The organism is Luteibacter sp. 329MFSha, from assembly GCF_900111665.1.
GTDB lineage: Bacteria > Pseudomonadota > Gammaproteobacteria > Xanthomonadales > Rhodanobacteraceae > Luteibacter.
In genome coordinates this window covers 1,835,626-1,851,282 of sequence record NZ_FOJE01000001.1, presented here as the reverse complement: position 1 = coordinate 1,851,282, position 15,657 = coordinate 1,835,626, and the positions used below count along the sequence as shown (strand labels likewise).

The following is a 15,657-nucleotide window of genomic DNA, read 5'->3' as shown; positions in this document are numbered from 1 at the left end:
ACGGCGGCGAGGGCCAGCGTGAGCTTGCGCATTCGGGTCATCAACGGCGCCCTCCATTGGCGGCGCTTCTAGGGTTGGTGCGTGCCCCGGGCTGTGCCGTGGCCTGCGTTGGGGTGACCCCGGCGTTGCCTTGCGGCGACGCGTAGGCGTCGTCGCCGGGAATGGTGGAAAGAGGAATGGCCGTGGCGGTCGGCTGGGCGTTCGCGGGCGGAAGCGCCTGTGGATTCTGCGTGCCGTCCTGAGGGAGCGACGACGAGCTGTCGTCCGATACCGGCTGGGCGGCCGACGTTGCCGCCTGGCCTGGAACGAGGACCTCCGAGGGCGGCGACGACGCGTAGTCGTTATCGACCCGGTAGCTCATGACCTGGAAGCCGAGCGGATTCTCGATCCGATACTGGTCGTCCATGCCGAGATTCGCTTTGTAGGTGAACTCGATCGTCGCGATCTTGCTGTCGATGGGTGTGGTCGCGCCGTTGGTCTTGTCGAAGAGACTGCGCTGGAAGCGAACGGTGGCGCCCGTCGGCGGAGTGTCGGGCCCACCACCCAGCAACACGATGCTCAGGATCTTCACCCGGATCGCCTTGGACTTGCCGTAGAGCTTGTACGGGCTCTTTTCGTTGTTCTGCGCATGGAGCGCGAGGTAGGGCTTCGCGACCGGCTCCGAGGCCATCGTAAGCACCGTCGGCCAGTCGCGGAGATTGGTCAGCGCAAGGTCGTAGGACTCGCGCGCCAGGACGAAGTGGGCCACGTTGCTGCGGTTGACCGCTTCGCTGGAGGTGATGCGTCGATTGACGAGGTCGTCGGACAGGCGAGCCAGCGACGAGACGCCCGAGGCGGCATCCGCCAGCACGACATAAGGCACCGTCTGCTTCAACGGAAGCATGTAGAAGTAGCCGCCCGCCAGAATGAGCGACATGCCGACCGCGCACCACGCGACGATCCAGGCACGGCGCTCGCCGCGGCGCGCGATATCGGCGATCGATACCTCGAAGTTCACGCCCTGGGCGACGGCGGCATCGATCTTTGGAGAGTTTCTTTTCCTGAGCATGGTACGGGCAGCCTTCCTGACTCAGTGGGCGTTCGGCGTGGCGGCGACGCTACCGATCGTCGTCCGTGTCTGCGCTTCCGCCTGCGGCGCCGAAGGCGCGCTGCCGGCATGGGGGACGATCGCCGAGGTTTCTTCGACGACGAGCGAGGGACCATCGACGAGCACGGACACACCCTGGGGCGCGTAGATCGCGCTTAGCTGGGACGCCGCATCGCGTACTTCGGTCGTGTGAATGCCGGACGCGGCCTTGGTGAGGGTGAAGTCGGAGCGCAGCTTGTAGTCGAGTTTCATGCCGTTATCGCTTGTCCAGCGCGTCAGCATGTTCTTCAGGGTGCCGTCCATCGGAGCGGCGTAATACGTGTAAGGAACCGCAAGCGGGATCTCGACGACCTTCTCGTCGTACTTGTTCACCGGCCTCCATTGGCCGCCGAAGTCCTTGGCGGGAGGCGTGCCGCAGGCAGCCAGGGCGGCGACGAGGCAGAGGGTCAGGGGAAGAGTCAGGACTTTATTCACGCGGCACTCGTTCGATCAGGAGGCAAGTGGAAATCGTCGGCGGCCCAAGGGGCTCGCCGGACGGCGCGGCCGTGTAACCGTTTACATCGCGACGAGAAAATGCGCCCGCGCGCCGGCCTGGCGCCGGATCGGGTGGCAGCGATGAGCAGGCCCTGCGCCGCAGGTCGCGGACACACCGGATCCTGCGCCGTACGGCGCCCGGCGGCGGCCTGAATGTCGCGCCACCGCGGCGCGAAACGTATGCAATTCGTCCATACAACATCCTGTAGCGGGCGCTTTCGCGCCCTTGCATCTGATCCAAGCGAAGAAGGGTCGACGCGGCATGGGGCGGAATGACGCGCCAACCATGGGTTGCGATAAAACGACCGTGATTTTCCCCACCCCTACGCGGCACCCTGTCCGCGACGTAAAGGTAACGCAACAAGAATTTTCTGACTACCCATCCAGGCCACTGATTTCGCGTGCTATGTCACACATTCTCGGCATGTAATGTGTATGAAACGCTTCAAACGGTTGACCGAATTCTCATTCCTCATGAGCGCACGCTCACGAAATCGCAAGAATGTGCATGGCACGTGAAGGTTGCCGTCGCAACCTTCACGGATCGATCACGAATGTCGTTTCGTGCGCGGGGGGCCGCCATGCTTGCCCTATCGCGGCGCGCGCGAACGCGCCGGCGATCCCGCGGGGCGGGGCCAGTGCTCTCTATACCGAAAGCTTTCCCGCATGCCGACGAGGACGCGCTTGCTGGCGTTCTCTCGGCAGCGGGACATGCGACACGCCGCCAGGACATGCGAAGCCATACCCTATGACCGCGCCCCCGGGCGACCGTCATGCGGATGGCCAAACGCGGATGTGCTCGGCGCTATCGCGGTGCGCCCGACATCCGTCCGCTATGGAGCACGACGGTATCCATTTCCCGGCGCTTCCACGGCGATCATCGAGACTGAGTCTGATCCCCGCGCCGGACTCACGAGTCAGTGGCCTTCCATCGTGCCGGTAAACGCTAATGCCGGGTGTTCTCAGGGAACCCACTCGGCCGGGCTACAGGAGGAATGGTAGATCCTTGGTTGCTTCGCGGCTCCGACACAATGATCGAGCGCGTTTCGTTTCAGCGGCCAGTGCGCTGACAGGGCGGAGCCGCGTCTTCAGGTCTTCAGGCCAAACCTATCGTCGGACCGGATCCGCCGGCCGGAGCTGTCTGCCTACATGGGATCGTGGAAGAGGCGACCGTTTACGGCACGAGTTCCGCCTTTCGGCAGAACGAGTGAAAGACCCTGCATTTTTGGTTGTGGTCGAGGCACGATTCCATGGCGCGACTCTCAGCGTCATCTAGCTCCGCTGCGGAGCTGAATAGCATTTTTTTCTCGCCAACTGCCATCGCCAGGCATCCGTTTTTTGCCGATATCTGGAGCTTGCAGCGAGTGCCGCCTTGACGCGTGCAGTCATGAACAGCGTGACTCTCGGCTCCGAGTTGACTTCCGAAACCGGCAGCCGTCCCTATGACGCCTATGTCTGCATCGGTCGAGATGGCATTCCAGCGTGCCTCCCAATGCGGAGCGACCCGAGCCGGTGCAGATGGTGCGCCCTCTGGATCGGGAACGCAGGCCTGCCATCCTTGCCCTTGTTGAGGAAAGTGTCCTGGTGGGCATCCGCCCTCGGCACATGCGAGAAAAGGAATCAGTGTCGAAGCGATCATCAAAACGTACTTCATGCGGTGTCTTATTCCTTCAAGTTTGGACGCACGGCTTTACCTTCATTACGCGGCGTGGCCTGGGGCGAGCCTGAAATTCGTCCGCCGAGAAGCATTCCGGCATCGAAACCCCTGGCGTGGCCACGGCGATCCTCAGGACCCTCGTTTGATTCCCGTACTGGGCTCCACGAGCCAGGCGGCCTTCCATCCGGGCCATACCCGTGTTGCCACCGCCGAAGGCGAGTAGCTCATGGAGCTAGCCAGAGCACCCTAGAAAACAACACGGGAGACGCCGGGGCGAAATGCATGTCTGTCAGGTTGGCGTCTTTCATTCACCTGAGCGTCCTCAAGGGACCAATTCGGCCGGGCTACAGAACGAATGGTAGATCCTTGGCTGCTTCGCAGCTCCGACACAATGATCGAGTGCGTTTCGTTCCGCCCGTTCGATAGTAGTTCCAGAACTGAAGCATATCCTGTCCCCACCAATGGCCATGGCGACGCATTCGTTGTCGCGAGTTATCTGTAACTTGCACTCCGAGCCACCTTGCTTCCTACAGTTCTCCAAGGCTTCCGCCTTTGCCTCGTCCTCGCTCCGCGCCCGCGAGGCGGTGCCTAAGGCGGCAGCCTTTCCATCGGTGGCAATGGCCGCCCATCGAGTCTCCCAGTGCGGCGACGACCGCGTGGGCTCATCATAAGCGGACGGATCAGGTACGCATGCCTTCCAGCCCTGGCCTTGCTGCGGAAGTTGCCCACGCGGGCATCCGCCTTCGGACCATGCTTCGGTAGACAAGGCAATGGCCATTAGCGATACGAGCTTCTTCACTGCATTGACTCCGCGCGTTCGGTGGGTCCGCGATGTTTGGTGGCATCTGCTACGGCGGGTGCAGCCTGTTGTCGCCGCCGAAGGCGGAATAGCTCATGAAGCTGCCGAGCGTGCCCTGGAAGAAGGCGGCGGCCATGGGTGGGACGGAGACGATGAGGGCGGTGAGGAGCAGGCCGATGCCGCCTTGCTGCATGGCTTTGCTCGTCGGGCCTCGGTGTTGTTGCCGAGGGAGTTTGGTTGACGGCGGTGCACGCGCTCACGGGACGAGCTCGGCAAGACTGCAAAAGGAGTGATATATCTTGCATCGCTTGTCCGTTCTGCCGCATTCATCAAGGGCGCGACGTTCGGCCAACTCGAGATCGCGTCCTGGCATAAAGTTCATCATCTTTTCCCCGACGGCCATCGCGACACAGCCATTTCCATGTGAGATTTGAAGTTTGCATGTCGAGCCGCCCTGTCGCCGGCAATCGTGTATCGCCTGAGCCTCGGCTAGTTCCCTGCTTCGTGCGCCCGCCGCTGTGCCGAGCGCGGCAGCCTTCGCATCGGTCGCCATGGCCGCCCATCGATCTTGCCAGTGCGGTGAGGAACGCCTGGGTACGTTGTATTCCGTTTGGTCGGGCACGCATGCGCGCCAGCCTTGGCCCTGTTGGGGATAGTGACCTGGGGGGCAACCACCTTCTGCCAACGATGTTGAGGAGTAGGCCATCAGGACTAGAAATAGTTGCTTCTTCATCGCGGGGAATCCTCTCGAGATATCGATGGCGCGCGCTTGATCGCGTCGTTTGCTGCGGGTGGGGAGTCCGATGAGACGCGGCCAGAGAAGAGTTCGCTCTCGTGCCTTGAGTTTTTCTCCCCAGCTCGCTCCCTTGACTCGTTGCGCCCGTCAGCTACGGAACCCCACGAGCCAGGCGGCCTTCCATCCGGCCCGTACCCGTTGTTGCCGCCGCCGAAGGCGGAGTAGCTCATGAAGCTGCCGAGCGTGCCTTGTTAGCCATGGGTGGGACGGGAGAGAAGCACAGAGCAGGCGGATGAAATCGAGAAGCGAGATTTTCTCCGTCGGCGGCCCCGGGGGGGTGAGGGGAGGGCCAGCAACGCGGCCGACAAGGGTACGTCGTGCTTCAAGGTCTGCGCGTGCGCTCATGGCACCAACTCCGCCATGCTGCAGAACGAGTGATAGATCTGGCATCTCTCGTCGCTGCGACGACATTCAGCCAGCGCTCTTTCCTCGGCGATCTCGATCTTCTGCCCGGTGGCGTACGACGAAGTTTTCCTACCGACGGCCTTTGCGAGACATGTGTTCCCACTCGCTATTCGAGGCCTGCAGTCGAGGCCACCCTGCCGCCTGCAATCCTTGACAGCTTGGGCTTCAGCCGCCGCCCGGGTTGGCGCACCAAAAGCCGTGCCGAGGACTGCCATGTCGTTGTCGGTAGCCATCGAGCCCCAACGTGTTTCCCAGTGCGGAGTCGGACAGGTGGTTGTTCGATTGTCTGTCTCCATCGGGACGCAGGCTTGCCAGCCTTGGCCATTCTGTGGGTGATGTCCTGAAGGGCATCCCCCTTCGGCCAGCGCTGGTAAGGCGAAGGCGGCAAGGAGGAGGGTGATGAGATTCTTCACTGTTGGTAATCCTTCACAGGACTCGACGCGCCTCGTTTGATTGCGTCGAGAGTGCGAGCTTCCTGTCGTGCACTAAGTCGATGAACTAGGGTGGTTTCGTCAAGGCTGGCGATAGCGTTACCGGCCTGTCGATTCATTTCCTTTCCCGGTCGCCTCGCTATGCCAAGACCCGAATAGCCCCTTGCAGCAAGCACCCGCTGTTACCACTGCCGAAGGCGGAATGGCTCATGAGCATGCTGGGTGCCCACCGGGCGTGGCGGACATGTGCGATAGGGACACGGCCAATGCGCAAATAAGATGGGGCCGCCTCACTAGATTTCAGGCTAATCCTATCGTCGTTCTGAATCCGTACGTCGACGCGGTCTGATTACATGAGATCGTGGGGCAGGCGACCGTCTACGGCACGAGTTCCGCCTTTCGGCAGAACGAGTGAAACACCCTGCACTTTGAATTCTTTTCTAGGCAGGACTCCATGGCGCGACTCTCGGCCTTTTCGAGTTCCGATCCAGTACTGAACATTATCTTCTTCTCACCAACGGCCATCGCCAGGCATCCATTTTTTACTGAGAGCCCGACCTTGCAGCTGTTGCCGCCCTGACGCGTGCAGTCATGAATGGCGTGCTTTTCTGCTTCGGCCTGGCTTCCGTAACCGACGGCCGTCACGATAGCGCCTATCTCCGTATCAACCGAGATGGCGCTCCATCGTGCCTCCCAATGCGGAGCGGCCCGAGGCGGTGCTGACGGAGCGGCCTCTGGATCGGGAACGCAGGTCTGCCACCCCTGCCCCCGTTGAGGAAAGTGCCCCGGTGGGCATCCGCCCTCGGCATATGCGAAATAAGGAATCAGTGTCGCGGCGATAATCAGAACGTACTTCATTGGTGTCTTATTCCTTCAAGTTTGGACGCCCGGCTTTGACTTCATCGCGTGGCGTGGCCTGGGGTGAACCTGAAATTCGTCCGCCGAGAAGCATTCCGGCATCGAGACCCCTACCGCCGCCACGGTGATCCTCAGGACCCTCGTTTGATTCCCGTAATGGGCTCCACGAGCCAGGCGGCCTTCCATCCGGTCCATACCCGTTGTTGCCGCCGCCGAAGGCGGAGTAGCTCATGAAGCTGCCGAGCGTGCCTTGGAAGAAGGCGGCGGCCATGGGTGGGACGGAGACGATGAGGGCGGTGAGCAGCAGGCCGATACCGCCTTGCTGCATGGCTTTGCTGGTCAGGCCCTCGGTGTTGTTGCCGAGGATGAGCTGGTTGACGGCGTTACCGGCCCACATCGCGGCGCTGACTCTCGCGGTGAGGTCGAGGACGATCGTCACCACCACGCTGAGCAGGCCCATCGAGAAGACGGTGCCGAGGCCGTAGAGCAACCAGCGTTTGAACAGGTCCTTGGTCTGCTGGAACATCAGGCAGAGGATGAAGATCGGGCCGAGGCCGATGAAGAGCGCCATGGCGAAGTGGTAGATGAGCAGCATCGCGCCGGCGACCATGGGCGGGCTGGCGGTGCCGAAGGTGGCGATGAGGGTCGATCGCTCTTTCGCCGTCTGCATTTCGTCGTCGCCGGGCATGACCTGCACCTTGTTGAGCAAGGCGAGCGCGATCTGCGTGTAGGCGAGGTTGCGGTCGATTTCCTTCGAGGTATCGCCTTCGGTACCCGTGAACAGGTAGTGCACCGCCCGGTCGACGTCGTGCGTCAGCAGGTTGCGCAGACCCGTCCCGGCGACCGCCATCGTGCTCGCGGCGGCGACGATCACGGCGACACGACCGAGTTCGATGACCGTGACCATGAGCGATTCGCGCGATCGACCGGTCGCGATGCGGAAGCCCTGGATGAGGATCCACAGCGTCACCAGGGTAAGCGCGGCGAAACTTGCCCACGCCATGGCGCGTTCGAGCAGGCCGGTGCTGAACTTGTCGATCTGGGCAATGAGGAATTTGTAGATCAGCCGGAAATAGACGTAGTCGGCCAGATTGGACATGAGGATCCGCGCTCCTTCGCGAGGTCAGAGTTTGAGAGCGGCCTGGAGGGTCAGCGTGTTCACCAGAGTTCCCCATACGCTTGGCTTGCCGTTCATGGCGCGACGGGAGAGGATCGACTGCTTTTGCGTGAGCATGGCGATAATCGTTTCCTGCTGTTTCATGTTGGTTTCCCACTGAGCCCGGGCGTTTTCGAGGTTGGACGAATAGCGCTGCGTATCGGTGAGCACCGAATTCAGGTCCGCCAGTGACTGGGTCACCTTGTCGAGTCGTGAGGTGTGCACGTCGACGAGATCGGCCGTGGACTTCTTCACGAAGTCGAAGTAGTCGACCGTCATGTTGTATTTCAGGTTCTTCGCCTTGACGATGGCGACGCAGACCTCTTTCTGCTGCGACACGATGTCGCCGCTCAGATCGGACGCGAGAGCGCTGAGGATCGACTTGATGTCGAGGCTGCCACCGGTGGCGCCCTGGCACGTTTCCGCGACGCCGAAGTCTTCCGCGATGCGCTTGAACTCGTATTCCGATTTGAAGAGCTCGAGCTTGAGGCCCTTCAGCTTGACGAGCTGTTCTTTCCAGAACTCGACCTGCTGCAGGAAGTGCTTCGTTGTCTGGGCGTAGTGCTGGACGGTTTCGGCATAGTGCTTGGCGGTTTCGATCCATCGCGCCGCTTCCCGTATGTGCTCCGTTATCGCCGTGACGATCGCCGCCGGGTCGTTGACGATCCACTGCGCCGTAGCGTCGGGACTGCGGACGCTGAGGCTCGCGACCAGGCACGCGGCGAGCGCCGTCCGTGTGAGTCGCCGGCGGTATCCGGAACGGGGCGTCGGGGTGGTTGGTGGCTTGGTGTCCATGCGTATCCTCGGGCTTCAGATGGCGCGTTTCGGCGCGGCGTCGTGCTTTCCGCTGCCCTTGCGCTCTGCGTAGAACCGGGGCAGCCATTGCTCGGGCATCAGCGCGCTGGGGGTCGAGCCATGGGCGGCGGCGGCTTCGTCGAGCACGCGATGCATGACGTCGATGTTGTCGGTCGATGCCGAGATGACCGCGAGCTCGTCGTCCAGGCCGCGCAGGTTGAGCTGGCACACCGCGGAGCACTGGCCCTGCTTCACGAAGAAGCTGCGTGAGCGCTCGCCGAGCCCGACGACCACCTTGTACTCGGCCTCGGTGAGCTTCAGGCCGTCCACGTAGTCCTCGCGGCTGGCGTTGGGATTCGGGAGCAGGATCATCGTCGCCGTCTGCTCGATCAGGGACGACGCGATGTCGCTGGCCAGGGCGTCCTCGGGGCTTTGCGTGGCGAAGATGCCCAGGCCGTTCTGCTTGCGGATGGTCTTCTGCTTGTTCTTCGCGAACTCCTTGAGACCGCCTCCGCCGTCGAGGATCTTCCAGAACTCGTCCATCACATAGATGAGTCGGCGGCCGTCGATCAGGGCTTCGAGCCGGTGCAGAAGGTAGTTGATGACCGGTGCGCGGACCTCGGCATTGTCGATGACGTCGGTGTAATCGAAGCCGATGATGTTGGCCCGGCTGAGATCGATGGTGTCCTCGGGGTTGTCGAAGACCCAGCCGTGGGAGTGGCCGGCGGTCCACTTGCGCAGACGGACGTAGAGTCCGTCGTCGCCGAGGTTTGGGAGGCTCTTCTGGAAGTTGGTCAGGTTCCGCAGCGGCATGGGCGTGTCGAGGATGTTTTCGACGGCGCGGAAAATGTCTTCTTCCTCGCGTGAGGTGTATTCGCGTTTGCCCGCCAGCACCTTGACCAGGTCGGCAAGGAACTGGACGTTGGCCTCGGTTCGCTCGCACTGGAAAGGGTTGAATCCCGTCGGCTCGCCGTTCGCCAGGGCGAGGTAGTTGCCGCCGCAGGCGCGCACGAAGATCTCGGCACCGCGGTCCTTGTCGAAGAAGAAAATCGTCGGTGCCGGGTCGAGCTTCTGCACCTGGCTGAGCAGAAAGTTGATGAGCGCGGTCTTGCCGTTGCCGGACTTGCCGATGACCATCGTGTTGGCGATCGCCTTCTCGCCCCGGGAATCCTCGCCCGGCTGCGTATAGTGGAAGTTGAAGTGGTAGGGCTGACCGTTGTTGGTCTGCAGCGTGGTGACGCAGTCGCCCCACGGATTCATGTCGGCCTTGCCGCTGGCGAAGTTGTGCAGCGGCGACAGGCCAAGGAAGTTGAGCGAGCTGACGTTCGCCAGCCGCGTCCTGTACTTCCAGTTGCCAGGGAACTGGGCGAAGAAAGCGGCCGTGATGGCGAGGTCTTCCTTGACGGAGACGAATCCCGCGTTGGAAAGCTCCGCCCTGGCTGCGGCCAGTCGTTGGGCGAGCGCCTCCTGGCTCTCGGCGTAAATGGCGATGCCGTAGTGATACTCGCCCAGGACGAAATTGCCTGAAGCGAGCTGGTCCATGGCGTGGTCCAGTTCGACGATCTGGCTCACCGCCTTGTCCCCCGACGAGATCATCATGCCCTTCGTGCGGTCGAGCGCCTTGAGGGCGTCCTGGCGTCCCATCGGCGTGAACGAGTGCGTGATCACGTACTCGCTGTCGAGGAACTTCATGCCGTTGAGGATGCCGGGCCAGGTGCCGTCGACGTATTCCTTGATGTTCAGGATCGCGCCGAAATGGTTGTCGCCGTGGGGCGTCGTGAGCACGAAGTCGCCCGAGCGAGGACTGAAGCGCTGGCGCGAGAGTGGCAGGTAATCCGGCACCGGCGCTTTCAGCACCGGCACCGGCTCATCGACGCGGTTCAGGATGTACCCGAAGAGCTCCAGGACTTCCGAGAACACGAAGCCGTTCGGACCTTCGTACATGCCGAGCCGGTTCGGACCGTAGTCCTTCAGCACCGCCTCGACGGTACCCGCCAGGTCGAGCAAGGTCGCGATGGCGCGGTCCTGCGCCGCTTGCAGTCGTACCGGATCGGCGACCTTCTCCGCGAGCGCTTTTCCGTGTACCAGCGGGCGGTAGAGCATCGTCAGATAAAGCTCGTTCTGCATGAGCTTCTGCGTGGACAGCGACGCGTAGTAGCCGTCGGACAGGCGTTGGTTGAACGACTGGTTGAAGGTTGGCTTGTGGCGAAGGCTGCGTCGCCGACGGATGTCGTGCACCCAGAAGGCGACGTTCACGTAGTCGGGCGCGCGCAGCATCTGCAGCATGCGATTGAACGTCAGGTGTCGGTGCTCCAGCTCCCAAGGTTCCCGGCCGACGAAGGGGAGGCCGGCGAGCCTCCAGGTCAGCAGGTAGTCGCCGCCGGTCGTCTTGAGGACGGTCGGTGAGACATGGGTCGAGAGGGGGATGTGGCTGGCGATGGGAGCGTCGGGTGTGAACATGGCATCGATCGGAGTGTCGCCCTGGCTGAATGTGCCAGGGCGTAGGTTTACCGGCGCTTTTCCCGGGCCGCATCGCGGTAGGCGTTCGGCGTGAAGGCCCAGGCGCCATCGTGAGCGGACACGTTGCGGACCCGGGTGCGGAAGCTGAGGCGGAGGGCGAGAAGCCGGAAGATCATCTCGTCGCGCCGTGCCATCTGTCGCATCGCGAGGATCACCGGCGGCATCAGCAGCAGGAGCCAGAAGTTGAAGTACATGGCCAGCAGAAGACAGGTGCCCGCGCCCAGGAAGAACGGGATGTACGGCACGCCCATGAACATGGGCGGACGCGTACAGCCGCGGAAGAGGGCGTCCTTACGCATGGAAGGCCAGCAGCCGCATTGCGGCGTCGACGGCATCCATCAGGAAGGCGCCGCTCGGCGAGCACGCCTTGGTGCCGCCGCTGCCGCCTTCGCCGACGACCATCTTCGCCACCTGCGCCGCCGCACCGATGAGTACGCCGCCGATCAGCGGCGGTGCGACGTCTGCGATGCGCTTGTGCGCGAAGGCGATCTGGTAACCCGAGAAGATCACGGAGATGGTCACTACGACCACGGATGCCGCATTGAGCAGCGCATTGATGTTCTCGAAGAACCCGCAGACTTTCTCGCCGGCTTCGCCGATCTGGGCCAGCGCGAGTCCCGGCATCAGGAGGGCGGTAGCCAGGGCCGCGAGCCCCACCGCGCGCTGGAGGCTTCGGGTCGCGAATACGGAAGGATGCGGGGCGTTGGGATGCAACATGTGGAACTCCTTGTCGCTTGGGGCTGAGGGAAACGGTCAGAAAACGAATGCGGGATCCGATGCGCCGGGCACGGCCGGCTTAGGATCGGCGGCGGGTTCGCGCGGTGTAGGCGTGGCGGCCGGAGGGGGCTCCGCCGGTCCGCGTACCATGGGTACGAAAGCGCGCGTGCTCGTCTCGGCGTCGGTGTCGAGGGATGGCGTCGCCGTCGCCTCGAACCGCGTCCCGGCCGGCATCGCCGCTGCCGGTGACCGGGAAGGATCCGAGGCCCGGCCCATCGCGGCGAAAACGCGCTGGACGTAGCCGTGCTCGAAGCCCGTGCGGAAGTTGCCGGAGTAGTAGCAGCTGAAGGCCTTGCCCCAGTCGCCGCCGGCGCGCTCGCGGCACTCGGCGAGAATGCGGGCGCCGACGGCGAGGTTGCGGCAGGGATCGAAGGCGACGTCGTAGTCGTCGAGCCCGAATTTGCGCAGGTTGCTACGGTTCACCTGGGCGAGGCCGAGCGAATAGTTGAACCCTTCGCGCTCGAGCATGCGTGCCGTCGCGACCGCCTCGGCGAGCGTTGCGGGCTGGCGCGCGAGACGACGGCCGACGACACCGATGGCGAACGGATTCCGGCCCGACTCGACGGCGACGACATGCTGCATGACCGCGTGGGGCACGGCGAGGTCGGGACAGGCGGCCATGTCGATGGGCGCGATCATGGCGTGGCTCCCGTCACGGAAGCTTGGCTATCCGGAACGACGCCGAGAGTACGCCACGGGTCGAAGTCGATACCCGTGATGCGGCGCTTGCCTGCATGCGCGCTGATGTGCACCACGATGTCGATCGTGAGCATGAGCAGGCGCTTGATGGTGGCGAATTCCAGTCCGGCGCCTTCGGTCGACGCCTTGACCATGAGTGCGAGCTGGTCCCATGTCTGGCTGACGCTGCCCGCATGGCAGCTGGTGATGGAGCCGGGGTGGCCGGACGCGCAGTTGCGGATGAAGTAGAACGACTCGTCGCCTCGCAGCTCGGCCAGAATGATGCGGTCGGGCTTCATGCGCAGGCAGGCTTCCATGCAGCTTTTCGCCGTGACGTTGGCAGTGCTCTGCCCGCCCTTGGAATAGAGCAGGTGCACGACGTTGGGCTGGTCGAGGAACAGCTCGCGCGCGTCTTCGATCGACACCAGCCGTTCCCCGTGGGGAATGTGGCTGACAAGCGACTTCATGAACGTGGTCTTGCCGCTACCGGTGGCTCCGGCCACGACGATGTTCTTCTTGGCTAGCACGGCTCGCCGGAAGAATTCGGCGTAGCGCCGCTCCGCGCGAAGTCGCAGCAGTTCCTCGTCGGCCGCGTCGATAGTGGGTCCACCTTCGAGGATATGCTCGAAAAAGCCGTCGGCCTGGTATTGGTCGAGCGAGCGCGACTGCCGCGAAGGCAGTCGGATGGTGATCGATACGCGGCCGGCTTCGCACGCCGGCGGCAGGACGAACTGGGCGCGTTGGCCGGTGGGGAACGTCAGCGACACGACCGGATCGACATCGGTGATGCGTTGCCCGGTGTTCGTTTCGTTCACAACCGCGGTGCAGAACTGACGCGCGCGGTCGTACGTGAGGGACGGTACCTCCACGCGCTGCCACCCACCGCGGCGCTCGAGATAGAGCTCGCCCGGACGATTGATGCAGATTTCGGTCACGTCGGGTGACGCGAGGAACGGCGCGATGCCGAGCACCTCGTACTGGTAATCCAGGAAACCGCGGGCGATCGTGGCGTGCGTCTGGCCGTCCATGTTAGTAACGCGCCACCACGCCAGCGAAGTCGACGTCCTTGGCGACATAGACCGCCAGGACGGTGCCCTGGTTGATCGTGACGGTGGCGGGGCGATTCGCCTGCCGCCGCACGGCCTGCTTCGCGAGCTCCTGGATCGTGTCGGCCGTGTTGCTTTCGAACGGGGTCTCCGTCACGACACCGTTGGTGATGGTGGTCTGTCGTGGCCCGTGTTCGGCGGCCGCGTATTTGAACGCGTCGCTCATGAGGCTGATGAGCATGGCGGCGCCGATGCGGCTGCCCCAATGAGCGGCATAGTGTCCTGGGTGGCCGGCGCCACCCAGGGTGTCGGCACCCGGGCTGGCCATATTCACGTCGATGCCGCTTGGCGTGACGATGCGATCCCAGATCACGGCCACGCGCGGGCCGTTCGGTTCCATCTCGTACTTGCCGAGCACCTTCGAGCCCTTAGGCAGCAGCATGCGCTTGCCGGAGAACGAATACACCGGCTCGGTGACGACGCAGGACGTGAAGCCTGGCTGGTCCGTGACGATGCGGGTTTCAAGGACGCAGCGGATGTAGGTGCCGCGCATCATCAGCGTGTCGGGGTGCGTCAACGACGCCGCGCTTGACACGTCGGCCAGGGGCTTCGCTTTGTACGCCACGTTGGGCGGGATCTCGCTGAGGTCGCCGGACGATGCCGCCGCGACCACGGGGAGGTTCGGCATCTGGAACGCCGGGGGTGCCGCTGGTCCGGCGTCGCCCGTACCCAGCGCGCTCCCGGCCTGAGCGGCCGCGATGCGTCGCTCGACGAGCGTCGGGCCTTGCGGTCGTGGCGCGGGCGCGTCGGTCTGGGGCGAACCGTCGCGATCGCGGGACGGAGCGCGTTCGTCGATCGCGCCGGCGCGTCGCGACCTCGTCTCGGGAACCAGGGGAATGGGAAAGCCGTCGCGCGTCGACACAGCCTGCTCATGGGTGCCCGTGGCAGGGGGCGCCTTCTCGGACGCCCCTGGCTGGAGAGGGGATTCCGGCACCGATACGGACTCGTCGCGCCGCGCTGCCGTCTTGTCGGAGGTGCTTCCCGACCGGAGGAGCCAGATGCCGGCGACGGCAAGGAGGAGCACGATGGCCGCGAGAAGTCCCAAGGCCTTGCGGTTCATGTCGCGGACCTCGGTCTGCGTCATGCGCGGCACGTTGCGCTCGAGATCCGGAGGCGGCGACGCGTGCCGCTGCGCGTACGGGTTGTCGAAGGGGACCTGCGCCTCGTCGTTCGCGCTCGGCGGCTCGACCGCGGCGACATCGTCGGTGTCAGAGGGATTCGGGGTATGCGGCTTCACTTTTTCGCGTTCCTTCGCAGGCCGACGACATTCTTGTCGTGGCGGATCACCAGGTAGGCGTAGGTGCCGTGCACGACGATCGTGTTGCCTTCGATCGTCGTGTTGACGATCTCGTCGTCGCCATGGCCTTTCTCGCGCATGTAGATCGTGGGGAAGTTTCCGGTTGGGAATCGCTTCAGGTCGGGCATGTGGATGTACGTGAAGCGGCCATCGTCGTAGACATGTTTCGGCACGAGCCAGGGCGCCGTCCGACGGCGTTTCGCGTAGTCGTAATCGAAGTGGTAGTCGCGGCCCTTGACCAGGCCGGTATCGAGTTCGGCCGTCTCGGTGGGCCGGCTCGCGTCTTCGGCGCGCTTTCCGTGTGCGGGCTTTGTCTCGGGCTGGAAGCGCGTGTCGGGCGGGTAGGTGAAGGACACCTTGTACTGCACGCCTTCGCGTCGGGCCTGGTCGAGCGTTCGCCAGTCGGTGGCCACGACCTTGAGCTCGAAGATGTACGAGTGCGTCGCCGTACGAATCATGAGGTTGGTATCGACGTCGACGTTCTTCGGCTTCACGTAGAAGACATGGCCGCGGCGCTCGATGTCCCAGCCCGTGCTGAACCCGCTGCTGTAATCGAGGATCGTCTCGCTCGGACTGAGTTCGAGCTGCGTGGCGATGCCGAGACCCGTGCGGATCGTGTAGATCCGGTCGGGCTGATACGCATACGTGTCGACACCGGACGTGCGGCTCGTGGGCGTAGCACCTGTCATAGATGCGGCGCTTTGCGCGATCCCCGGGTGGGAGCTGGCGATCGCGACGAGCGCTAGCGCACATCGCAGTCG

General features: G+C 63.6%; 12 protein-coding genes and 1 pseudogene. All 13 read right to left on the bottom strand.

Annotated features, from left to right (window positions below; all coding sequences use genetic code 11):
• Positions 1 to 40 precede the first annotated feature (40 nt).
• The 13 genes and pseudogenes from BMW54_RS08345 to BMW54_RS08265 all read right to left on the bottom strand — a co-directional run bounded on the left by BMW54_RS08345 (position 41) and on the right by BMW54_RS08265 (position 15,585).
• Positions 41 to 1,048, bottom strand: a complete 1,008-nt coding sequence (locus tag BMW54_RS08345; protein ID WP_090054552.1) for a VirB8 family type IV secretion system protein — start codon at positions 1,046 to 1,048, stop codon at positions 41 to 43.
• 21 nt (positions 1,049 to 1,069) lie between these two features.
• Positions 1,070 to 1,537, bottom strand: coding sequence for a hypothetical protein (locus tag BMW54_RS08340; RefSeq protein ID WP_090055828.1), 468 nt, complete (start codon positions 1,535 to 1,537; stop codon positions 1,070 to 1,072).
• Positions 1,538 to 4,126: 2,589 nt separating this feature from the next.
• The gene (locus tag BMW54_RS18805; RefSeq protein WP_175472809.1) at positions 4,127 to 4,270 is read right to left on the bottom strand and encodes a hypothetical protein; all 144 of its coding nucleotides are present in this window, start codon (positions 4,268 to 4,270) and stop codon (positions 4,127 to 4,129) included.
• A 1,817-nt stretch (positions 4,271 to 6,087) separates the two neighbouring features.
• Positions 6,088 to 6,567: a DUF4189 domain-containing protein gene (locus BMW54_RS08310; protein WP_090054544.1), complete on the bottom strand. Its 480-nt coding sequence runs from the start codon at positions 6,565 to 6,567 to the stop codon at positions 6,088 to 6,090.
• Positions 6,568 to 6,574: 7 nt separating this feature from the next.
• Positions 6,575 to 7,666, bottom strand: coding sequence for a TrbL/VirB6 family protein (locus tag BMW54_RS08305; RefSeq protein ID WP_090054543.1), 1,092 nt, complete (start codon positions 7,664 to 7,666; stop codon positions 6,575 to 6,577).
• Positions 7,667 to 7,690: 24 nt separating this feature from the next.
• Positions 7,691 to 8,518, bottom strand: coding sequence for a hypothetical protein (locus tag BMW54_RS08300; protein WP_090054541.1), 828 nt, complete (start codon positions 8,516 to 8,518; stop codon positions 7,691 to 7,693).
• A gap of 15 nt (positions 8,519 to 8,533) precedes the next feature.
• Positions 8,534 to 10,978, bottom strand: coding sequence for a VirB4 family type IV secretion/conjugal transfer ATPase (locus BMW54_RS08295; RefSeq protein WP_090054540.1), 2,445 nt, complete (start codon positions 10,976 to 10,978; stop codon positions 8,534 to 8,536).
• 47 nt (positions 10,979 to 11,025) lie between these two features.
• Positions 11,026 to 11,337: a VirB3 family type IV secretion system protein gene (locus tag BMW54_RS08290; protein WP_090054539.1), complete on the bottom strand. Its 312-nt coding sequence runs from the start codon at positions 11,335 to 11,337 to the stop codon at positions 11,026 to 11,028.
• Positions 11,330 to 11,752, bottom strand: a complete 423-nt coding sequence (locus BMW54_RS08285; RefSeq protein ID WP_254779259.1) for a TrbC/VirB2 family protein — start codon at positions 11,750 to 11,752, stop codon at positions 11,330 to 11,332. Before BMW54_RS08285 ends, BMW54_RS08290 begins: the two co-directional genes overlap by 8 nt.
• A 267-nt stretch (positions 11,753 to 12,019) precedes the next feature.
• Positions 12,020 to 12,442 (bottom strand): annotated as a pseudogene (locus BMW54_RS19005) (lytic transglycosylase domain-containing protein); the annotation flags it as partial.
• Positions 12,443 to 12,450: 8 nt separating this feature from the next.
• Positions 12,451 to 13,521: a P-type DNA transfer ATPase VirB11 gene (virB11, locus tag BMW54_RS08275; RefSeq protein WP_090054534.1), complete on the bottom strand. Its 1,071-nt coding sequence runs from the start codon at positions 13,519 to 13,521 to the stop codon at positions 12,451 to 12,453.
• Between the two features lies 1 nt (position 13,522).
• A complete protein-coding gene (locus tag BMW54_RS08270; RefSeq protein WP_254779161.1) occupies positions 13,523 to 14,836 on the bottom strand; it encodes a TrbI/VirB10 family protein in 1,314 nt (437 codons plus the stop codon).
• Positions 14,833 to 15,585 (bottom strand): TrbG/VirB9 family P-type conjugative transfer protein, encoded by a 753-nt coding sequence (locus tag BMW54_RS08265; protein WP_090054532.1) that lies wholly within the window; start codon positions 15,583 to 15,585, stop codon positions 14,833 to 14,835. Before BMW54_RS08265 ends, BMW54_RS08270 begins: the two co-directional genes overlap by 4 nt.
• Between the last annotated feature and the right edge of the window lie 72 nt (positions 15,586 to 15,657).

Bases quoted from the DNA above. Each gene is read 5' to 3' on its own strand.
- BMW54_RS08345 (WP_090054552.1), bottom strand. From the start codon at position 1,048: ATGCTCAGGAAAAGAAACTCTCCAAAGATCGATGCCGCCGTCGCCCAG.
- BMW54_RS18805 (WP_175472809.1), bottom strand. From the start codon at position 4,270: ATGCAGCAAGGCGGCATCGGCCTGCTCCTCACCGCCCTCATCGTCTCC.
- BMW54_RS08310 (WP_090054544.1), bottom strand. From the start codon at position 6,567: ATGAAGTACGTTCTGATTATCGCCGCGACACTGATTCCTTATTTCGCA.
- BMW54_RS08305 (WP_090054543.1), bottom strand. From the start codon at position 7,666: ATGTCCAATCTGGCCGACTACGTCTATTTCCGGCTGATCTACAAATTC.
- BMW54_RS08300 (WP_090054541.1), bottom strand. From the start codon at position 8,518: ATGGACACCAAGCCACCAACCACCCCGACGCCCCGTTCCGGATACCGC.
- BMW54_RS08295 (WP_090054540.1), bottom strand. From the start codon at position 10,978: ATGTTCACACCCGACGCTCCCATCGCCAGCCACATCCCCCTCTCGACC.
- BMW54_RS08290 (WP_090054539.1), bottom strand. From the start codon at position 11,337: ATGCGTAAGGACGCCCTCTTCCGCGGCTGTACGCGTCCGCCCATGTTC.
- virB11 (WP_090054534.1), bottom strand. From the start codon at position 13,521: ATGGACGGCCAGACGCACGCCACGATCGCCCGCGGTTTCCTGGATTAC.
- BMW54_RS08265 (WP_090054532.1), bottom strand. From the start codon at position 15,585: ATGACAGGTGCTACGCCCACGAGCCGCACGTCCGGTGTCGACACGTAT.